18 protein-coding genes are annotated in these 22,006 nt (G+C 40.4%); 2 read left to right on the top strand and 16 right to left on the bottom strand.

All coding sequences use genetic code 11. The features are described 5' to 3' along the window. Positions 1–33: 33 nt before the first annotated feature. The 3 genes from V7124_RS14740 to V7124_RS14730 form a co-directional block, all read right to left on the bottom strand. Positions 34–2,493: a S8 family serine peptidase gene (locus V7124_RS14740; RefSeq protein WP_335490324.1), complete on the bottom strand. Its 2,460-nt coding sequence runs from the start codon at positions 2,491–2,493 to the stop codon at positions 34–36. 163 nt (positions 2,494–2,656) lie between these two features. After that, entirely contained in the window at positions 2,657–3,307 is a 651-nt protein-coding gene (locus tag V7124_RS14735; RefSeq protein WP_335490321.1) for a response regulator transcription factor, read from the bottom strand. Beyond that, a complete protein-coding gene (locus tag V7124_RS14730) occupies positions 3,282–5,147 on the bottom strand; it encodes a GAF domain-containing sensor histidine kinase (protein WP_335490318.1) in 1,866 nt (621 codons plus the stop codon). Before V7124_RS14730 ends, V7124_RS14735 begins: the two co-directional genes overlap by 26 nt. Before the next feature lie 470 nt (positions 5,148–5,617). On the opposite strand from V7124_RS14730, the gene V7124_RS14725 reads away from it, so the two are divergent. Further along, positions 5,618–7,426 carry a TIGR04190 family B12-binding domain/radical SAM domain protein gene (locus V7124_RS14725; RefSeq protein WP_335490315.1) on the top strand — a complete coding sequence of 603 codons (1,809 nt, stop codon included), beginning with the start codon at positions 5,618–5,620 and terminating at the stop codon, positions 7,424–7,426. 36 nt (positions 7,427–7,462) lie between these two features. Here the strand turns inward: V7124_RS14725 and V7124_RS14720 are convergent, their stop codons facing one another. From V7124_RS14720 to V7124_RS14660, 13 genes are all read right to left on the bottom strand, one after another. Beyond that, the gene (locus V7124_RS14720; RefSeq protein ID WP_335415086.1) at positions 7,463–8,170 is read right to left on the bottom strand and encodes an ABC transporter ATP-binding protein; all 708 of its coding nucleotides are present in this window, start codon (positions 8,168–8,170) and stop codon (positions 7,463–7,465) included. Next, positions 8,170–8,949 carry an ABC transporter ATP-binding protein gene (locus tag V7124_RS14715; RefSeq protein ID WP_335490312.1) on the bottom strand — a complete coding sequence of 260 codons (780 nt, stop codon included), beginning with the start codon at positions 8,947–8,949 and terminating at the stop codon, positions 8,170–8,172. The genes V7124_RS14720 and V7124_RS14715 overlap by 1 nt, the downstream gene beginning before the upstream one ends. Next, positions 8,924–9,898: a branched-chain amino acid ABC transporter permease gene (locus V7124_RS14710; protein ID WP_335490310.1), complete on the bottom strand. Its 975-nt coding sequence runs from the start codon at positions 9,896–9,898 to the stop codon at positions 8,924–8,926. Before V7124_RS14710 ends, V7124_RS14715 begins: the two co-directional genes overlap by 26 nt. A gap of 12 nt (positions 9,899–9,910) precedes the next feature. After that, positions 9,911–10,789, bottom strand: coding sequence for a branched-chain amino acid ABC transporter permease (locus V7124_RS14705; protein WP_335415077.1), 879 nt, complete (start codon positions 10,787–10,789; stop codon positions 9,911–9,913). A 104-nt stretch (positions 10,790–10,893) separates the two neighbouring features. Continuing rightward, complete coding sequence (locus V7124_RS14700; protein ID WP_335415073.1) at positions 10,894–12,066, bottom strand: ABC transporter substrate-binding protein; 1,173 nt, start codon at positions 12,064–12,066, stop codon at positions 10,894–10,896. Between the two features lie 267 nt (positions 12,067–12,333). Continuing rightward, complete coding sequence (locus V7124_RS14695; RefSeq protein WP_335490363.1) at positions 12,334–13,539, bottom strand: MFS transporter; 1,206 nt, start codon at positions 13,537–13,539, stop codon at positions 12,334–12,336. Between the two features lie 40 nt (positions 13,540–13,579). Continuing rightward, positions 13,580–15,442, bottom strand: coding sequence for an ABC transporter ATP-binding protein (locus V7124_RS14690; RefSeq protein WP_335490307.1), 1,863 nt, complete (start codon positions 15,440–15,442; stop codon positions 13,580–13,582). Continuing rightward, the gene (locus V7124_RS14685) at positions 15,443–17,173 is read right to left on the bottom strand and encodes an ABC transporter ATP-binding protein (RefSeq protein ID WP_335490304.1); all 1,731 of its coding nucleotides are present in this window, start codon (positions 17,171–17,173) and stop codon (positions 15,443–15,445) included. A gap of 96 nt (positions 17,174–17,269) precedes the next feature. Then, a complete protein-coding gene (locus tag V7124_RS14680; protein WP_335415063.1) occupies positions 17,270–17,614 on the bottom strand; it encodes an ASCH domain-containing protein in 345 nt (114 codons plus the stop codon). 71 nt (positions 17,615–17,685) lie between these two features. Further along, positions 17,686–18,483: an ABC transporter permease subunit gene (locus V7124_RS14675; protein ID WP_335490301.1), complete on the bottom strand. Its 798-nt coding sequence runs from the start codon at positions 18,481–18,483 to the stop codon at positions 17,686–17,688. 25 nt (positions 18,484–18,508) lie between these two features. Then, complete coding sequence (locus V7124_RS14670; RefSeq protein WP_335490298.1) at positions 18,509–19,297, bottom strand: ABC transporter permease; 789 nt, start codon at positions 19,295–19,297, stop codon at positions 18,509–18,511. Positions 19,298–19,302: 5 nt separating this feature from the next. Continuing rightward, positions 19,303–20,187, bottom strand: coding sequence for an ABC transporter ATP-binding protein (locus V7124_RS14665; RefSeq protein WP_335490294.1), 885 nt, complete (start codon positions 20,185–20,187; stop codon positions 19,303–19,305). A gap of 12 nt (positions 20,188–20,199) precedes the next feature. Continuing rightward, positions 20,200–20,823 (bottom strand): TetR/AcrR family transcriptional regulator, encoded by a 624-nt coding sequence (locus V7124_RS14660; protein ID WP_335490291.1) that lies wholly within the window; start codon positions 20,821–20,823, stop codon positions 20,200–20,202. Between the two features lie 154 nt (positions 20,824–20,977). Between V7124_RS14660 and V7124_RS14655 the strand changes: the two genes are divergently transcribed. Beyond that, positions 20,978–21,964 (top strand): nuclease-related domain-containing protein, encoded by a 987-nt coding sequence (locus V7124_RS14655; RefSeq protein WP_335490288.1) that lies wholly within the window; start codon positions 20,978–20,980, stop codon positions 21,962–21,964. Positions 21,965–22,006: the final 42 nt, after the last annotated feature.

Here is a 22,006-nt window from a genome sequence, read left to right as displayed (position 1 = left end):
ACATTTATTTGGGTTAAAGGAGGAACATTTTAGTTATTGAAACCAAGCTTGATAATAGCGTGTAATCGCAACCGCATAATCAGCCCGTGTGACCTTTTTAGCTGGGTTAAAACTCGCCTCTACCTTTGGAACTAAATCGTACGGACCCTGTGTCACTGAAAAACTGGCATTTAGAATATTTAAATCAAGAGCTAATTGAACATAACCCTTAAGGGCGGCAGGTACTGTGGCACTATCCTTTATAGGAATTCTTTCCCCTTTATATTGGACAGTTATATCTCCAGTGAATTCCTTTGCCTGTTTTTCTAAACCAAGGGCTTGAACAAGTGAGTAGGCAAGCGCCGCACGGTCGACCTCTCCTTTTGGATTAAAGTTCCCTGCATCATCAAGCTGCATGACGCCGCCCTGCGTTTGCACGCCATCACGGATTGCAGCTCCTTTCGTAACCACTGCTTTTGCAAAAGGTAAATCTCCTGTTGAAACATCTCTCACGTTAACCGACTGACTTTGACGGATACCTGTTCCCATCACTAAATAACGGGCTAATTCACCACGTGTTAGATACTGCTTTGGCTTAAAGCTTCCATCAGCATAACCGTCAATAAGCCTTTCACTTACTGCCATTTGTATCGCTTGGGCTGCTGGATTTCCTGAGATGTCTTTTAACCCAGAAAAGTTGCCTGCCTTCGACATGGCAAGGGTGCCATTTACCGTTTCAGGTAGACCGATTCCAATAGGGTTAGCGGCATCTCCATGCAAACCATCAATCTTTACCTGCCACTCTCCCGCTTTCGGCGAAGTGACAGATACCGTGCGGTCATAATAAAGTGGAAACAACAAGCTGACGCCAGAGCTATAGGTTGTTCCATCTGGCCCTACTAGAATTAAATTTAACGGATTTCCGGTTTGTCCTATTAACCCAGAGACATCAATTCTTGCACTAATTTGACCAATACCTTGTGCAACGTTAAATGAATAGGAGTTCGATGACAACAGCAGCGGGTTATAGTCCACCTGGAAATCTGATCGTTCAACTGTAACATTTGCACTGCTATTAAAAGACTGATAAGCATTTACTGTTTCACCGAAGGATTTATCAAACATCACTGTCTCAAGTGCAGCATATGAGTTCACATAGCCTGTTCCTACTTCCCAAGACTCATACCCAGGCATATTGGTTGCGGAATCTTGTAACACCTTCTTAATTTCAGCTGGAGAAAGGGTTGGATCTGCTTCTAGTAAAAGCGCCACAATACCAGCTACATGTGGTGTTGCCATGGACGTTCCACTCATGGATGTATAAAATGGCAGATAGGCTGGTTCAATCAGTTCAGCATCCGCTGTAATCGCTAAACTGGAAACAGGAGCAAGGACACGCGTTGAGATAATATCCACTCCTGGAGCCGTAACGCTAGGCTCATCCTTCCAAGTCCACGTCTTTCCATCCATTTCAAACGTACCGCCCATTCCTTTTGTACCTCGGGATGAAAAATCAGCTAATGAACCATCTTTTTCACCTGCAGCTACAGAAATTACCCATGGGGATTTTGCATATGGATTATGCGTGTTTTCACCAGGCCCTTCATTTCCAGCTGCAAATAGTACCGTAATACCACGATCATAAGCTGCCTTACTTGCGATATTAATCGGATCATTGGGGTCAAAATCACCTGAGGAACCCCAAGAATTTGTGATCACACGAATATTGTATTGCGATTGGTGTGTGATGGCATAATCAAACCCGCCAATCCCATCGAGAACAAAGAGTGCCGCTCCAGAACCATAACCGATTAAGTCAGCACCAGGGGCCACTCCTTCATATTTACCTCCTGAGGCGGTACCCGTTCCACCAACTGTACCTGCTACATGTGTACCATGACCTGAGTTCGTATCTGTATTAGGCACATTTTCTACATAAGTAATCGGAAGCAGTTCGGGTTCTAATGCATTTAAGTTTGTGCTCCCCATCACATTTTGAACAAGGTGAGTGCCAAACTGAAGGTCTTGGTGCGTCCCATCCACCCCGCTATCGTTGACCACTACGCCAATGCCCTTTCCCGTAAGCGGCAGTCCGCCATTTACTTTTTGCATGGCTGCATCGTATCTTGCCTTATCTACTCCTGTTAGATTACTTGCGTCAAAGTTTGAATACGTTAATCTTTTATTTAAATAGATTGATTTAATACCCGGTGTTGCGGCAAGTTTATTAATTTGCTCCTTTGTCGCTAGAATTCCTGCAATCGGTAATGACTTCATGCTGACTCCGGTTGAAATTCCTAAGCCTTTTAATAGATTTAGATGATCGTTTGTTGGCGCACCCTGTCCGTCAAAGGTTACAATTACCTGAATCGGTTCCACGACTGTTTCCAAAGCTTTTACCAGACTACTGTCCATAACAGCGGAAACGATACTTGTATTGGCTTTCGTCAGTCCAGGAACCATCAACATAAATAGTAAAACTGCAGTTAGAAAAATCGATAGATATTTTTTCAAATATTCCATACCCCTCTCGTCTTTATATACCTATTTTCTTACTTTCCAATAGGTTATACTATTCCGCAAAGGGCGTATTTAAGAGGGTAGAAGTACTATTTTATCTCATACAAAGGTAGTAGTCTGGCCCAAAAGTTAGACGACCAGGCTATTGCTGGTCGTCTCAAGATAATGGCACTAACTGATTTTGCACGGCATAAATCACTACCTGTGAGCGGCTTTTCACTTCCAGTTTTCTAAAAATATTACTTACATGGATTTTTACTGTTTTATCACTAATAAAAAGATTTTGAGCAATTTCTTTGTTATTCATTCCTTTTACAAGACAGAGAAGTACATCCTTTTCTCTTTCTGTCAGCAAAGACTCCTTCTTTTCCACTGCCGGATTCTCTTTTTTCGGTGAAGAAAAGTTTAAGAACTTTTTGGTCATGGAAGGATGAATAACAGATTGTCCCTTCGCTACTGCACGAATCGCATCTATAACATGATCTGAAGGTGCATCCTTTAATAAATATCCATCTGCACCCTGACGAATGGCCGAAAGGAAATATTCTTCATGATTGTACATGGTTAAGATTAATATTTTTATAGAAGGATAAATTCCTTTTATCAATCCGGTAACTTCAATCCCATTCCTTTCGGGTATATTGATATCCATTAGAATGACATCCGGCCTGAATTCTTCTACCTTTCCAAATGCCTCCATTCCATTTACTGCTTCACAAACTACTTGAATATCAGATTCCATACCCACTATATTTTTTAGACCATCCCTCAATACGGCATGGTCATCGACCAGCATAAGCTTTATCATGGATTAACGCCCCCTCTATGCCCATTCTCGGTACCGTAAGCGTGATCTCTGTACCTGTCCCTTCTTTACTATCTACCTGCAGCGATGCTTGAACCTTTTCAGCCGCTTCGTTCATGTGTAATATCCCAAAATGAGGATGATTTCGTGCCTTAATCATCGCCTGAAAAAGTGAAAATCCACTTCCATTGTCTTTTACTTTTAAGAGGACATGCTCCTTTTGGAAGCTAAGTAAAATATCAATCCTTGTTGCCTCTGCATGTTTCAGTGCATTTTGGGTGCTTTCTTGGAAAATATCAAAAATAATTTTTTCCGCCATCGGGCTGAGCTGGAACTTTGGTCCTCTTGTTTCTAATTTTATAGGCACATTGGATTCCTGTTGGATGGCATTTATTTTTGTAGCTATTGCTGCTAAAAGACCTTCTCTTTCTGTTGGGTATGGACGGAGGGCATAAATAGATTCCCTTACTTCTTTAAGGCACTTTCGCAATTTCACAGTACTCTCAATCATTAACTTTCGAGCCTCTTCAGGTGTTTTCAAGAATTTTCGATCAGCTGTATCAAGATTCATAATCGCTCCGGCAAGTGATTGTGCCACTCCATCATGGATATCTCTGGCAATCCGATTTCTTTCCTCTAAGATTAACCTTTTTTCTTGTTCAGCAATCAGCCACCTCGTCTTTATTAATACAGCTAATTGATTCGCAAGTGTAGCAGCCGCCTGCTTATCCTCCTCAACAAAACTTTTTGTCCGACTCCTGCCAAAGATAAATAGTCCAACGATCTCCTCCTCCAACAATAAAGGTGCATATAATAAAGAACGAATTTCAGGGTCCAATAACCCATTAGCAGGACCCCCTGTCTCTTTTGTATTTGGATAAACTCTTAAACTTTTTATACTATTGAAACCCTGAATCCTTTCAGCATTTAAATATATGTTTTCTTTAGCTAAACCTGCAGCAAACTTTAGATTCCAACTATCCCCATCTTTTATTAACAATACCCATGCATCGACATCAATAAATTCCTTTAAATTATTCTTCAAAAAATCAAGCCAATCAGTAGCAGCCATTTTCTTATTTAGTTCGGAAGAAATACTAAACAGCGCTTTGAGTTTAGCCTTTTCCCTTTTTAAATTCGCAATGATCGAACTTAATAAGGCAAAGCACACAAGGGGGGAAAAGAAGAAAAAAAAAGAGATAGCATCGATTTCACCTCTGTTTTGATTCCCAAAAAGATGAAAGAAAAAGAGGTAGATAAAAGAAATGGCCAAACTATTAACTTCCTGCCTTGTTTTTTGCCTCCAATCCCGAAAATTATAGGTTTGCGGCCTAATCATTAGTAGGAGATCGACAATTATATTATTTAACCCGTAAAAAGGAACCATAATAGAGATGAAATGAATGATGCCTATCAGCACCCTTGGCTTTCCATCTGTTCCGTAATGCGAAAACAATTGATCACCAATTACATAGGCAAAATAAAAACTGATGATTAACAAAGCGGGATTAAAAAAAACAATCCTAAGCGGACGTTTCCTGAACAAATTTACAGCACAAACAACAAGTGCATACGTAAAGATGGTGTAGCCCAGACCTTCCATAACATAAATAGCATAGACAAGCGGGAAGGAAATGGCGATTGTTCCCTTCCATACAGGAAGGGGAAACAATTCAACAATGAATAAGAAAAAAACCAAAAGAACTAAAATCATTGACTGATTTATTTCTGCTAATTTTAATAAACCTTGTTGTACAAATATCCAGCCGCCAATACACGAGATGACCAGTAAAAAAAGCTTTGACCGACGTTCCTTAATCTGTAAGGCCGAAGACTCAATCATCCATCCCTCCCCCTAACATTAAATTTTAAATATTCTGTTAAAAATGTACCTAATACATTCTTCGTTAATAAGTTATTTTTTAGTAGGTTAATTGGAAAATTTTTATTTTCGCCAAAAAACCCAGACCGGTCCAATGACTTTCACTGACCGATACTGGGGACAAACCTTTTAGGTTTGTTTTTACTATTATGGCAAAGGAATCGTTCATTTCCTATTCTGCAAAAGGATTATTTACCGTACTACTTTTGTATTACCATGTTTCCACGGAATCTCCACATTGTTGTCACCCGTTTGTCACTCTATTAATCCCTTATTATAGTAAAATTAAATTAGTTAGAAGAATAATACAGATATGGATTCTGGCTAAAATTATCTGGTTTATTATTTTGCCACGTTTAAATCTAGGAAAACATGTGAAATATTTCACAATAACTAATATAAACATAATTAAGTTGAAAAGGGTGGCTTATATGAAATATGATTTAGTTCTTTTACACGCACCAAGTGTTTATGACTTTCGGAAAAATTCCCTGCTTGCAGGTCCCATTAGCGATGTTGTACCTTCATCACCAGTATTTGAAATGTACCCAATCGGCTTAACCAGTATTGCTGACTATCTAGAACGGTACGGACTCCGTGTAAAAATTATCAATATTGCAAACCGAATGCTGATGAGTGAAAAATTTGATGTCGAAAAGAAACTTAAAAATATCAAAACGCGAATGTTTGGAATCGATCTTCACTGGCTGCCACATGCACACGGCAGTATTGAACTAGCTAAAATAGTGAAAAAACTCCACCCGGATACACCGATGCTCTTTGGAGGTCTATCAGCCACCTATTATCATAAAGAGTTAATTGAATATCCATTCATTGATTTCGTTTTGCGCGGTGACTCAACGGAAAAGCTTACACTTCTGTTAATGAATAAATTGGAGCTTGGAAATACGCACTATGCTGACATTCCTAACTTAACTTGGAAAAAGGGTACCGAAATCGGGTACAACCCTCTCACTTATGTACCAAAGGATTTAGATGATATTGACGTACCAGGCTATCGCTATACCGTCCGATCAGTGTTTAAATACCGCAATTTTCTTGATCCCCTGCCATACAATGGCTGGCTGCAATATCCGAATACCGCTTTACTAACAGCAAGAGGCTGTTCGCAAAACTGCCTTATCTGTGGTGGTTCAAAAGATGCCTATGATCAAAACTGCGGAAGAAGTTCTCTGGCTTTACGTTCACCAGAAAAGCTTGTCGAAGACATCCAATTTATTTCACGCTTCAGCCGGGCACCTATCTTTATCCTGCATGACCTGCGCCAGGGCGGCCGCGAATATGTAAAAGAGTTTTTCAGTCGTCTTAAAGAGCTTAATCTCAAAAATGAAATCGTCTTTGAATTATTCCAATATGCAGGCGAGGATTACTTTAAGATGATGAATGAAAGCTGTTCAAAATACAGCATTGAGATTACCCTTGAAACCCATGATGAAAAAATTAGACGTTACAATGGAAAATTTAACTGTACCAACCCTAAAGTAATTGAAACGTTGAACTTTGCCTTAAAGCATGGTGCGAAGAAAATCGATTTGTTCTTTATGACTGGTATTCCTAGTCAAACCTACCAGAGTGCAATGGAAAACATTGATTTCTGTGAAGAACTTCATCTTGCTTGCAATCAAGACCCTAGACTATTCTACTTTGTAGCACCGCTTGCACCGTTCCTTGACCCTGCAAGCCCAGCGTTTGAAAATCCTGAACTGCATGGCTTTAAGAAGTTCTGTCACACCCTTGAGGACCACCGCAAAGCGATCACCCAGCCATCGTGGAAGCACATGCTCAGCTATGAAACAACGCAAATGACTCGTGATGACATTGTCAGGTCCACGTATGATTCTGCACAAAAGCTAAACGAGTTTAAACTCAAGTATGGCCTAATTGACCAAGCTGGCCACGATGAAATTAAAGGGAAAATCGAGAAGTCGCAAGCTTATATTGAAAAAATCGATTATGTACTTTCTCTTCCTGAAGAACAGCAGCAAATAGAATTAGCCAAAATTCAAAAGGAAATTGAAGAATTAAATAAATATAGTATTTGTGGAAAGAACGAATTAAAATGGGAGGTTCAAAAGAATTACGCGAACTTCTTCTCATTAGCATTAGTTGGATTAGAGCAGCTTTATGAGGAATATGTACGAAAGATCAAACATGCTCTCCAGCCAAAACTTCGTCATCAATTTAAATTAGAAACACAACAAGAGAAAGCTAAAATATAACCAAAAGACGTGTGAGGTTATTCTCACACGCCTTTTTTAATGTCCACCCAAGTAAGCCATTCTAATTTGATCACTTTGATTTAACTCATCAGAAGAACCGGATAGGACGATTTTTCCTGTCTCGATGACATAGGCACGATCTGCAATCGATAACGCCATATTTGCATTTTGCTCTACTAATAGAATCGTAGTGCCTGACTTGTTGATTTCTTCAATAATTCGAAAGATCGTTTTTACTAAAAGGGGAGCAAGCCCCATGGAGGGCTCATCTAATAATAAGAGCTTTGGGCGTGCCATTAAGGCTCTGCCCATGGCAAGCATCTGCTGCTCACCGCCTGATAACGTACCAGAGTGCTGCTTACGCCGCTCGAGAAGACGCGGGAACAAGTGGTAGACCTTCTCAAAGTCCTCTTTAATCCCTTGTTTATCCTTACGTAAATAGGCCCCTAGTTCAAGGTTCTCCTCTACCGTCATATTAGCAAAAACACGACGCCCTTCAGGAACATGAGAAAGGCCCTGTTTGACAATTGCTTGAGCTACCCTTCCTGAAATCGATTGTCCTTCAAATAGGATCGTACCGTCTTTGGGCTTAAGTAATCCAGAAATTGTTTTTAATAGTGTGCTTTTTCCTGCTCCATTCGCACCAATTAAGGTAACAATTTCCCCTTCATTAATAGTGAGAGAAACGCCCTTTAAAGCATGAATATTACCATAAAAGACATTGATATCTTCGATTTTCAGCATTACGAAACCTCCTCTCCAAGATACGCTTCGATGACTTTCGGGTTATTTCTGATTTGCTCAGGAGTCCCATCTGCTATCAATTGACCGTGGTCAAGCACATAAATTCGTTCACATACACCCATTACCAGGAGCATATCGTGTTCAATCAATAAAATCGTTAGATCAAACTTTTTACGAATTAAGGCAATTAAATTCATTAATTCTTCTGTTTCCTGGGGATTCATACCGGCGGCTGGCTCATCTAAAAGCAATAGTTTCGGATTTGCAGCCAGTGCTCTAGCAATTTCAAGACGGCGCTGCTGTCCGTACGGCAGGTTCTTTGCAGTTTCATGCATTACACTATCTAAATGAAAGATTTTCAAAAACTCGATCGCTTTTTCCTCCATATACTTTTCCTCTGAAAAGTGCTTAGGCAGCCGGAGGATCGAACTGAGAATCGAATGCTTAGCAAGGGAATGGTATGCAACCTTAACATTATCAAGGACTGATAATTCATTAAACAAACGGATATTTTGGAACGTTCGGCTTATCCCTTTTTTCGTAATCTTATAGGGTGCTAGTCCATTTAGTTTATCACCGTCTAATTCAATACTGCCTTCAGTAGGAATGTATACGCCCGTTAATAGATTAAAAAACGTTGTCTTCCCGGCGCCATTTGGTCCAATCAAGCCCACTAATTCACCTTGTTTTAATTCGAGGTTCACGTCTGAAACGGCCTTTAATCCGCCAAAACGGATGCCTGCGTTATTCACTTTAAGCAACGGTGTTTTTGCCGTCATCGTTGACTCCTCCTTTTGCCGACTTTCCAAACTTAAATAATGAGGTCAATTCTCTTGTTCCCATTATTCCTTGTGGACGGTAAAGCATCATGAGTATCAATACTAAACTATATATAATCATTCGCAGCTCAGGATAGCTTTGCAGGAAGGTTGAGACAATGGTCAGCAGGATGGCTGAAAGTACTGCCCCTGAAAGACTTCCTAATCCGCCTAGAACAACAAAGATTAAGATATCAAAGGATTTTAAGAAACCGAAGTTTGTCGGCTGGATAATAAAAAAGTTGTGTGCATATAAGGCGCCGGCAACACCCGCAAAAAACGCACCAATCGCAAAGGCAATGACCTTATAATAAGTAGTGTTAATTCCCATGGCGTCTGCTGCAATTTCATTTTCTCTAACCGAAATACAGGCTCGTCCATGTGTGGAATTGGTAAAGTTTCTAATCACAACAAGAGTCAGAAGAATACTGGCAAATATCCATGGCCAAGTTGTCAGCTGGGTAACAGTCATCCCGCTTGCGCCGCCAACATAATCAATATTTAAAAAGACAATCCTAACGATTTCACCAAAACCAAGGGTGGCAATGGCTAGATAATCTCCTTTTAGCCTAAGTGTCGGGATACCAATAATTAAACCAGCAAAGGCCGCGGCAACTCCGCCTGCTACTAGACCTAATGCGAAGGGAAGCTCTAATTTCATCGTAATAATCGCAGAGGCATAAGCTCCAACCGCAAGGAAGCCGGCATGTCCAATCGAAAACTGCCCAGTAATACCAATAATCAAATGCAAGCTCGCCGCAAGAATAATGTTAATCCCAATAAAGTACAGAGTGTTGACATAAAAGAAGTTAATAATTTCACCGGTAATTAAAAATTGCATGACCACTCCAAAAACAATGGCTAAAACGATTGATGACCAAAAACCTTTTGCGTGCTTTAGATTATTCATCGCCGTACCCCCTTACACTTTTTCCCGTACATTTTTGCCGAACAATCCGGCTGGACGGAAAATCAAAATTAGAATTAGGACAACGAATGCAACACCATCACGCCATAAGGAGAACCCAGCAGCACTCACTAGTGACTCAATGACGCCGAGTAATAAGCCGCCAACCATTGCACCTGGAATAATGCCAATACCACCTAATACCGCAGCAACGAAGGCTTTAAGTCCTGGGATAATTCCCATTAAGGGTTCAATTTTTGTGTAGTACATCCCAAATGCAACACCCGCTGCGCCTGCTAATGCCGAACCAATCGCGAAGGTCGCTGAAATCGTATTGTTTACGTTAATTCCCATAAGCCTTGCTGCATCCATATCATAAGAAACGGCACGCATCGCTTTTCCAATCTTTGTTTTATGTACTATAAATTGCAGTAAGATCATTAAGGCAACTGAGGTACCTAAAATCAATACTGACTGACTGCTCACTTTCACTCCTAGGAATTCTAGGCTTGTTGCTGGGATTAGATCACCAGGATACGCTTCTGGCTGAGCACCGCGGATATAGATCACTCCATATTCAATCAACAAGGAAACCCCAATCGCGGTAATCAATGCCGCAATCCTAGTGGCATTTCGCAATGGTTTATAGGCAATTCTTTCAATTAGAACTCCTAAGATTGCACAGGTTGCCATCGAAATAAGTAAAGAAGGGAAAAAGCCTAAATCTAATATCGTAATCGAATAAAAGCCAATAAATGCGCCGACCATGAAGATGTCTCCATGAGCGAAGTTAATTAATTTTACAATTCCGTAGACCATTGTATAACCTAAGGCAATCAATGCGTAGATGCTGCCTAAAGACACCCCGTTCACAAGCTGTTGTAAAAATTCCATGTCTAGTCTCCCCCTAAAATAGGAAAATATCTTTTAAATAAAATAGGGAGACATCCATTCTCCCTATTCACTTTTTCTATATAATTTTGTCTAGCTGCAGTGGGTTATGGATTTATCTTTGTATTAAATTCCTGCTTGCCGGATTTGTATTCTAAGATAACTGCTGCTTTGATCGGGTCATGGTTTTTATCAAGTTTCAAATCACCTGATACCAATCCAAGTCCGTCTGTTTCCTCAAGGGCCTTTTTAATTTTCTCCGGATCGCTGCTGCCAGCACGCTTAATCGCATCGGCAATAAAGTAACCTGTGTCATAACCTAATGCTGCAAAGGCATCCGGAGATTTTCCATTATATTTACCTTCGAACGCTTTTACGAAATCTTGTACTTTCGGATCAGAGTCTCCAGAAGAATAGTGGTTGGTGATAAATGTATTGTTTAATGGATCGCCACCCGCAATATCTACTAGAGTAGGAGAATCCCAGCCATCGCCGCCCATGAATGGAACATCGATTCCAAGTGCGCGTGCTTGCTTGATAATTAAGCCAACCTCTTCATAAAAACCTGGAAGGAATACGAAATCTGGGTTTTTTGCTTTGATATTTGTTAGTATCGCGTTGAAATCTGTATCCTTTGCTACATATGCCTCTTCAGCAACAATCTTACCGCCATTACCTTCAAAGGACTTTTGGAAAGAGGCTGCAAGGCCTTTTGAATAATCACTTGAACTGTCAATGATGATCGCTGCATTTTTTACTTTAAGGTCATTTGAAGCAAAGTTAGCCGCTACCGTTCCTTGGAATGGATCAATGAAACAAGTACGGAATACAAAGTCATTGAGGACGCCATTCTTAAATGTGATGGTTGAGTTTGTTCCAGTTGGCGTGATTAACGGAGTTTTATTTTTCTGAGCAATCTCCACTTGCGCTAACGTATTTGTACTTGTTGCAGCACCAACAATAGCAGATACTTTATCTTGACTGATTAATTTAATTGCACCATTTGTTGCTTCTGCAGCATCTGATTTGTTATCAAATGTTACGAGCTTTATTTTCTTCCCATCAATACCATCTTTGTTGATTTCTTCAATAGCTAATGTTAAACCTTCTTCAATCGACTGACCGTATGAGGCTACCCCGCCAGAAAGTTCAAGGTTGGCACCAATTTTAATCGTTTCATCATCTTTTTCACCGCTTGTACTTGCTGAACCACATCCTGCCAATACACCTGCTGCCACCATGAACGACATAAAAATTCCTGCCAGCTTTTTTCTCCTCATTTTCTATACCCCCCTATTTTCGAATAAAATTCCCCTTTAGACAGGTTGTTTTTTACATGAGTTGTTTAAAAAAAGATAATATTCTGAAAACATTGTACAAAATTATTCTCATTTCGTCTAGTACTTTATTTTAATATAATTCTGAAATATTAATAAATTGTATTTTCCCTGCATCCATATAGTTTATTTTGCGTTAAAGTGTTAAAGGAAGGCGTGTTTGAAAAAGAAACAAGAGGCACCTAAGTGGCAACCTCTTGTTCTTAAACATTATATTAATACTTTGTTTTTCGTTTCTTTTCCTAAGAAGATTACCGCAAGGGCAGCCACGAATACGGATATACAAAAGATTGTAAAGATCGTAGAAATGGGAGTACCTTGTGTCACCAGATAACCGACCAATAAAGGTCCAAGTACTCCGCCTAAACGGCCAAATGCCGCCGCCGATCCTGAACCAGTTCCCCGAATAACAGTTGGATACTGTTCCGGTGTATACGCATATAATCCGCCCCATGCACCCAGATTAAAAAATGATAAAAGAATACCGGAAGTGATTAACAGTGCCGTTGATTCCGCATTTCCAAATAGAAGCGCACTAAGCGCTGTTCCAATTAAATAAACCGATAAGACAAATTTTCTTCCGAACTTCTCAATACACCATGCTGCTGTAAAATAGCCTGGCAATTGGGCAAGAGTCATAATCAAAACATAACCAAAACTTTTGATAAGACTAAACCCTTTTAATACCATTACACTTGGAAGCCATAAGAACATCCCATAGTAGGAGAAGACCACACAGAACCAAACAATCCAAAGCATCGTTGTACGGCGGCGGTACTCACTTGTCCATAGATTAGCTAGACTTTGAAACGCAGAAATCTTTTCTTTCGCTTTTATTGCCTCAAATCTTGGTGAATCCGGTAAACCAATCCGTAAATATAATGCATATAAAGCAGGTGTTGCACTAATTAACAAGGCCGTCGACCAGCCATATCTCGGGATGATAAAGTATGAGATTATTGCAGCAATCAACCAACCCGCTGCCCAAAAGCTTTCCAGTAAGACAACAATCTTCCCTCGTTTTTCAGCAGGTACACTTTCAGAAACAAGTGTCGATGCAACCGGCAGCTCGCCGCCAAGTCCCATACCAATAAAAAACCGTAACACTAGGAAAATGGTAAGTGTTGTTGAAAATGCTGAAATCCCGCTTCCGATTGAAAACATTAATAATGTAATAATAAAAACATTTTTCCGGCCAATTCTGTCTGACATTAAACCAAAAACGAGTGCCCCAACAGCCATCCCAATGGATTGAATACTTCCGATCCACCCCATCTGCTGGGGAGTTAAATGCCATTCTACACTTAATGCTGCAATAATGAAGGAAAGCATACCTACATCCATTGCATCAAACATCCAACCCGTCCCTGAAACCCAGAGCAATCTCCGGCTAGAAATTTTCTTTTTCATGCCCATCCCCCTTTTTTCGTTTACATTATTCCCTTGTGTAATCAATTTATTTATCTGCTGCACTTTCAACATTACTAAACTGATTAAAAAACATACTATAATACTTTCCTTGCTGGTCCATAAGCTCACGATGATTTCCTTTTTCGACAATTTTCCCATTTTCAATCACCATAATTGCATCTGCGTCACGGATCGTATTCAGCCGATGGGCGATAATAAAACTAGTCCGTCCCTCCATTAAGGTTAGCAGCGCTTCTTGGATATGGATCTCTGTACGCGTATCAATACTGCTCGTCGCCTCATCTAATATCAGTACAGATGGCTTAGCTAAAATCACTCTGGCAATGGCTATCAACTGACGCTGTCCCTGGCTTAAGTTGCCGCCATTTTCCGATAGCTTTGTTTCATACTGATTGGGCAAACGTCTAATAAACGGATCGGCATTAGCCATTTTTGCTGCTGTTATCACTTCTTCATCACTTGCTGAAGGCTTTCCATACTTAATATTTTCCTTAATGGTGCCCGAAAACAAATAGGTATCCTGGAGAACAAAGCCAAAACAGCTTCGCAAGCTATCACGTGTGTATTCTCTAATATCACGGCCATCCAATAAAATTCTGCCCTCAGTCACATCATAGAACCTTGTCAACAGATTCACAATCGTTGTTTTTCCTGCTCCTGTCGGCCCTACTAATGCCGTACTGCTGCCTATTTTAGATTCAAAGCTAACATCTTTTAAAATAGGAACATCGCCACGGTAGCCGAAACTAACCTTTTCAAAAACAACATGACCTTTTGGCTTAGCTAACACAACGGCATCCTTAACATCGTCAGTTTCTTCCTGCTCGTCAAGAATCTCAAAAACCCGCTCTGCTCCTGCAACACCTGACTGCAACAGATTAAAAATTTGAGCAAGGTCGTTTAGGGGTCTGACAAACTGCCGTGAGTAGGTGATAAAGCTAGCAATTGCACCGATTGTAACCATGCCCTTTACTGCAAGGAATCCGCCCGTCACCGCTACAATGGCAAAGCCTAAATTATTGATCACATTCATGATTGGCATAAGAAAGCCTGACCAAATTTGCGCCTTAAGGCCGACCTCACGCAGATTCTGATTAACCTCTTCAAACTCGGCTATCACCTTATCTTCATGGTTGAACGCTTTTACTACCTCAATTCCTGATATGGTTTCCTCTATTTGCCCATTTAACTTTCCGAGTTGTATTTGCTGGTTTTTAAACAATACACTCGTTCTTTTGGCAATCGTACGCGTTAACAAAAAGACGAGGGGAACCGTTAGTAAGCTTGCCGCCGTCAATATCGGACTCAGGATCAGCATCATAATGAATGAACCGCTAATGACAATAACGCCTGACATCAGCTGGGTCGTTGATTGAGAGATCGTACTGCTGACATTATCGACATCATTTGAAAGTCTGCTCATTAATTCACCATGTGTCCGCTTGTCAAAAAACGAGATTGGCAGCTTTTGCAGCTTTTTAAAAAGCGCAGCACGCAATCGCTTCACAATCCGCTGTGAGACCCCAGCCATCAACCAGCCCTGCATAAAGGTAAGGATTGCATCTAAAATAAAGGCCCCAATCAGGATCATGACCATTAACTCTAGAAAATTAAAATCTACTTTAGTATCAAGGCTAATAGCGTCTACGGCTTTACCAATTAAAAAAGGAGACAGCAAGGATAGCGCAGCACTGAAAAAGATGAACATAAAGATAATCCCGAGCATTTTTCTCTCATTGCCAAAATAATGCCATAATCGCTGCATCGTTTCTTTAAAGTTTTTTGGTTTTACAACTGGAGCCCCCCGGCGATTGCCGCCACCTCCTGGCCGACCCGGGATAGAAAGAGGCGGCGGTGTATGTTGGGTTCGATCTGCTGCCTTTACCATCTAGAGTGCCACCTCCTGGCCGACCTGTGATTGATAGATTTCCTGATATACCTTACAGTCCCTTAATAAATCCTCATGTTTGCCAATCCCGACGATTTCCCCGTGGTCCATGACAACAATTTTATCCGCATCCATGATCGAGGTAATCCGCTGGGCAATCAAGAGGCAGGTAAGACTTCTTGCATATTTTTTTAATCCAGCCTTAATTCTTGCTTCTGTCGTGACGTCAACTGCACTAGTACTATCATCTAATATTAAAATTTCAGGATTCTTAATTAATGCCCTTGCGATTGAGAGCCGCTGTTTTTGACCTCCGGAGAAGTTCACTCCACCTTGCCCAATTCTTGTTTGATACCCTTCAGGTGATGCGGTAATAAAGTCATGCGCCCCGGCAATCTTCGCTGCCTGTTCAACTTCTTCCATTGAGGCATCTTCTTTTCCCCATTTAATGTTTTCCTCGACAGTTCCGGTAAAAAGAATCGTTTTTTGCGGGACGAAGGCAATTTTTTCTCTAAGTCTTTTAGGGTCAACGAGGTGAATATCCTCACCGTCTACCTTAATATTTCCTGCACTCACATCATAGAAGCGGGGAATCAGGCCGACCAGCGTACTTTTCCCCGAACCGGTCGAACCAATAATTCCAACGGTTTCCCCTGGCAGACAGGTAAGAGTAATATTTTTCAACACAGGTTCACCACTAGTCCCTTCGTAGGCAAAGGAGACATGGTTAAATTCAATCCTGCCTTTCTCAACTGGGGCTTCGCTTAGATCACTTTTCCAGGTCAGGTCGTCCTCAAGTGCAAATACTTCACCCATTCTTACGGCTGACGTTTTCGCACGGACAAACATATTAAATACCATCGAAATCATCATCAATGAAAAAAGAATTTGCGTCATGTAGTTAATAAAGGCAATAATATGACCTACTTGAACATTGCCATTGGTAACACCATAGCCGCCAATCCAAAGAACAGCAACAATCCCAAGGTTAACCGCAAGCATAATGGCAGGGCTGAACACAGCCATTAGCCTTGTTGCAGATATCGATTGTTTCTTGAATTCTTCATTTGTTTTTTCAAATTTATTCACTTCGACATCAAAGCGGTTGAACGCTTTGACCACACGGACCCCAGATAAATACTCACGCATTACGCCATTGAGGCGATCTAACGCCTTCTGAACCTTTGAGAAAAGAGGAAATCCAAGGCGTAGATTGATTACGATAAATAAGGCAACAATCGGAACAACAACAGCCAGCACAACAGATAGATGAAGATTTAGTCGAGTTGCCATGATTAAGCCGCCAATCGCTAAAAGCGGTGATTTCACAAAAATTCGCATGAGTCCATTCGCAAAAACCTGCACTTGTGTCACATCATTCGTCAATCTGGTGATTAATGATGCGCGCTCAAAGCGGTCAATATTTTCAAATGATAGAGTTTGAATCTTCTTATATAAATCAGATCTCAACTCCGCGCCAAAGCTTTGAGAAACAATACTGGCAAGAACGCTTCTAATCGATGCCGAGACTGCGCCAAATATGGTAATAAGCAGCATGACTCCGCCCATTTTCAACACATAATCCAAGTCTCTCCCTGCAACACCAATATCAATTATTTTTGCCATAATCGTCGGCATCATTAAATCACTAAGCGCCTCAAAGGTTAAAAATAAAACTGCTAAGCTAAAAAACTTCCAATATTTCTTTATGTATTTTGATAAAAACCCCATGCCTTTTCCACCCCAACCTGGAAATCCTTAGAATTTCGATAAGGATATTATAGCAAAAAAAGTACGAGTCCTTATAAAAAGAACTCGTACTCTTACTTATTCTTCAACAGCGCGGAATTCATGAACCCAAACACGCATTTGCGGAAGCCAAGGCATTCCTGGATGGTAGGAAAGAATACTTTGTTTATACTCTTCAACCGTAGGGTAGCCCTCGCGGCGTGCATCATCATCGGTTAATTCTCCCAAGCTTTGCGAATATACGCGTTCAACTACAAATTGGCGGCCTTCCAATGTCATGATTTCGCCTGGATCAGCGTACCTTCCGTTTCGGCGGGTTGCAGTCTTTTCTCCTGCCAGTACCTTTTTAACATCTGCTTCCATGGTGACGAGTCGTTCAATCGAGCAAGTTTTTGGTGGCAATGTAGTGTTTTCATTTTGCATAATGGTTATTTCCTCCTTAATCAAATTCAGTTTTAACCATTTTACCACTATCGCTACATTATTAAAAATTCTTACACACTTAAATCGCGCTTTTTAAAAAAGACATAGGTTACCACCGTAAGGACTGCAATCAATACAGTGGACAAGAGCACAAAACTTAGCTCAAAACCATTGCCAAACATCACATTTTTTGCCTCAAAGTATTTAAATGGGGTAAGGTATTTCAAGCCCTCGATATTTTCATTTAAATCAATTGCCACCGAAAGAACATACGTAAGCAAAAGAACTCCCGTTGCTAAGGAAGCAGCTGTTTTCGATTTCCTTTTCACTGCTGCGAGGGAGCTGCCGATTACCAAAAACAATATTTGCACAATAAACATACCCGCCATGGTGATTGTTATATCACCGGTAACCACTCCGCCAGCACTGTATTTTCCAACTAATAGGATGGATGACACGAGTGTAACAAGATTGAAAATCAAAATATTGACGAAGGCTGCCATTAATTTTGCAGTAATAATCGTATTTCTTGAAACGGGCTTAACGAACAAAAACTCTGAGGTTTTATCCCGTTCCTCTTTTGCAATGATCGTTGCCCCGAGCATCGCCGCATGAATGGTTGCCATTAATAGCAAATAAATAAACAGTAACCCGTAATAACCGCTTGGTGTTGAAATGTCAAATTCACCGATTCCTAATACTGCCAGCAGCGATTTTGGCATTCCCGCCAGCATTTCATTCATCGGCTGACCAGAAGAAGATAAACTCTCATATTTAAACATCCCCGATACGACCATGAGAAAAACGCCAATACTCCAAAATAGCAGGGACTTCCGATGTGACTTCATTTCTTTTAAAAATATATTCATTATCATCACTCCTCCTTTGGCAGCGTCATACCGAGTGAATATCCTTTTTTCCATAAATGTAATAACTAGCAGCTATTGCTAAAATAATTATGATTGCTCCGATAATCAAAAAGGATGTTTCATAGCTGGAATTTCCCATAATATAAGCCGTATCAAAGTATTTAAATGGAGAAAGATACCGCTTCGCTTCATCTGCACTAAACATTCCTAAAAAGTAAAAGGCAAAAACGACAGCCAGCGAAACTGTCAGTACCGATTTAATCCTTGGAACGATGACGGAAATGATGATACCTATTGCGAGAAATAGCAATTGTACGAAAAAAACGGTCAAGGAAAGCAGGATGAAAATTTTAACACTAAAATCTTCTTTCGCTACTTGATTGGCAAGCAGAGTAGCAGCCACAATATAAACAATATTTGTTAGGATGATGGAAATCAGTGCCGCCAACAGCTTGTTTGTAAGGACCGCGTTACGTGTAACAGGCTTTGTTAGTAAGAAGTCGGCTGTTTTTTCCCTAACTTCTTTGCTGATAATACTTGTACCCAGATTCATGGCCTGAATCGCACCGCACAGCGTAACAAACGATAGCCCATAACAATAGAATCCTAGAATGGAAAAGAAATTATCTAGATTAATCCCAAATGCCTCTCGAAGCTCCACCGGATACCCCTCAAGCAGCTTGGTAAAATCTTCTGTATCCTTTGTAAAAGAAGGGAAAAATGACATAAAGAGCGCCGCAACCCCAACCAGCGATACCATCCAAATGATGGTAGACTTCCGATATGCCCTCAATTCATGCAACATTATATTCATGGTTTTTATGCCTCACTTTCATAATAATGCATAAAGATCTCCTCTAGGTCTGGCTCTTCAATCCATAGATTCGTAATTTCAATGTCTGCAATTTTTTTCATTACATCGTTAATATTCCCCTTAAATAGGAAGCTTGTATGGTTATCCTTTACCTCTAATTTATTTACACCCTCTAGGTTAAAGTAGTTGCTGTCAAGCTTTGCTTTCGTTTCTACTTTGAACTTTTTATAGGTATTTTCTTTTAAGGTACTAATCTTTTCAACGGTAACGATCTTGCCCTCTTTAATAATCGCCACCCGGTTACACAGCCGTTGGACCTCGGTTAAAATATGAGAGGAAAATAGAATCGTCGCACCTTTTTTGTTCTCTTCTTCTAATAGCTCGAAGAATTTCTGCTGCATCAACGGGTCTAAGCCGCTTGTCGGCTCATCAAGAATAATAAGCTTTGGTGAGTGGAGCAGACCTTGAACAATTCCGACCTTCTTTTTATTTCCCAGAGAAAGGTCATCAATTTTTTTGTTGAGGTCTAAATCCATGATTTCCGCCAACTCTTTTATTCTCTTCCGGCAATCCTTTTTATAAAAACTAGCTGAATAGTTTAATAGATCCTTAACCTTCATATTGTCGTAATAAAATACTTCAGATGGCAGGTAGCCAATTTCCTTTTTAATTTCTGGTGCAAACTGGACACAGTCCTTACCAAAAATCATTGCACTGCCGCTGGTTGGATAAATGAGGGATAGGAGGGTTCTGATGGTGGTCGATTTCCCAGCGCCGTTTGGCCCGATAAACCCAAAAATCTCACCTTCCTCGACATGAAAGCTGACGTCACTTATTCCTCTAGCTTTGCCGTAAGTCTTTGTTAGATTTTTAATCTCAATCACATTCATCGTCACAGCCTCCTATTTATAAAAGCATTTAATGAAAATCTCAAAATATTCTTCGGCTTCCATATAAACTTTTTCGTAATCAATTTTGTGATTGGGCACCATTTTCGCTTTAAGTAACTCTTCGTCACTCATTTTTTCGAAGGTCCAGGCAATAATCTTTAAGATCTTCTGGACATCGACATCATCTCTGAATTTTGATAAATTAATACCCTCATAGACGAGGTTGATATTAACAGCGTTTAGTTCTTGTATCTTTTTATCAAGTTCCACTTTTATTTCTGCTGAATCCTGTATCATGGCCTCTTGGATAAAGGTTAAGATATCCGGGTATTGCGCTTGCAATTCCGTTTTTATCTGCACGGCTTGGCGGATTCTTTTAAAAAAATCTCTTTCTGTAAGATCGACCTTTTTATAAAACTCATCGGCAACGATGTTATAGCAATAATCAAATAGAAAGAAAAATAGCTGCTTTTTGTTTTTAAAATAATGAAATAAAAGCCCTTTTGAAATGCTCGCTTCTTTGACAATTTCATTGGTTGAGGCGCTATCATAACCCTTCTGGGCAAATTCTTTTATGGCTGCATTAATAATTCGATCTCTCTTTTCAATATCTAGGCTTAAAAACTTCGAAATCAACGTGGCAGCCTCCTTTCGGTTTATGATTGACCAGTGTAGTCAATCATAGTTTACTCCGTATTGACTACAGTGGTCAATCCTTATTTTTTACAAAATTTTGAAATCTATGTACCGCGGGGTGATGGTTGTGCTAGGATACATGTGGAGGTGAAATATGAAAGAAAGATCTGATTCACTTACGTTAAAAGGGCTAATTGCTGCCCAAGGTCGATTACCTGCAAATCATACCATGCAGTCTACTTTATCCGCGAAACAAGCTTCGATTGAAGCTGGGATTAGCGGCGAGGAGAGGGTAGCAGAGGTACTTAGAAGCTATACTTTTCCACTTAAGAACCACATTTTCCACGATTTATCTCTCGCTTCAGACAGCACTTTTCAAATTGACCACTTTATTCAGACTCCCAATTTTGGCGTTTTGCTTGAAACCAAAAATATTAGCGGCAGCCTAGAATTCAAGGATCATCCGCCACAACTCATCCAAACGAAGGACAATGGGCAAATAAACTCATATGAAAGTCCCGTCACACAGCTAGAGCGCAATACCGAACTATTGTCTTTATGGCTTGCTGCTAGAAATATTCAATTACCTCTCTTTGGTGCAGTAGTCCTAGCCTACCCGAAACAAATTGTCGCCGTCCCTCCTTCAGATACCACAATCCTATTTCCTAACATGATTCCACCTTTTATTAAGGGGCTGCCACAGGAAGGGAAGAAGCTGGACCCATCCACATTTAAACGGCTGTCTAGTCAATTACTCTCTAGTCATCGCCCATACGTGCCTAAGCCAATCAGCGAGTCCTATCAGATACCCTTTAATGACTTTCAACCAGGCGTGCGTTGTACCACGTGCGGCAAGCTGGGGATGATTAAACATAAAAGGACCTGGCACTGTAAATTTTGCGATAGGAACGACAGCATGGCACATGTAAAGGAACTGCAGGAATGGTTTTTGATTTTTAAAAGGAGCATAACGAATAGGGAGTGCCGGGAGTGGCTGCAGGTTGAGGATAAATACACTGCAAATCGTATCTTGCAAAGTATGAATTTTAGAAGTGAAGGAACGTTCAGAGACCGCAAATATTTCATAGATTTTAGAAAAGGTATGCAACCAAGGGATATCAAGTCAACGAGCCACATTTAGTTTTGGCTATACGCAACTAAATCCCTGCTATACGCAACTAAA

The organism is Neobacillus niacini, from assembly GCF_036961885.1.
In the GTDB taxonomy this organism is placed as follows: Bacteria; Bacillota; Bacilli; order Bacillales; family Cytobacillaceae; genus Neobacillus; species Neobacillus niacini_H.
Note: the sequence above shows the minus strand (reverse complement) of the source record. Positions and strands in the feature narration are given on the sequence as shown.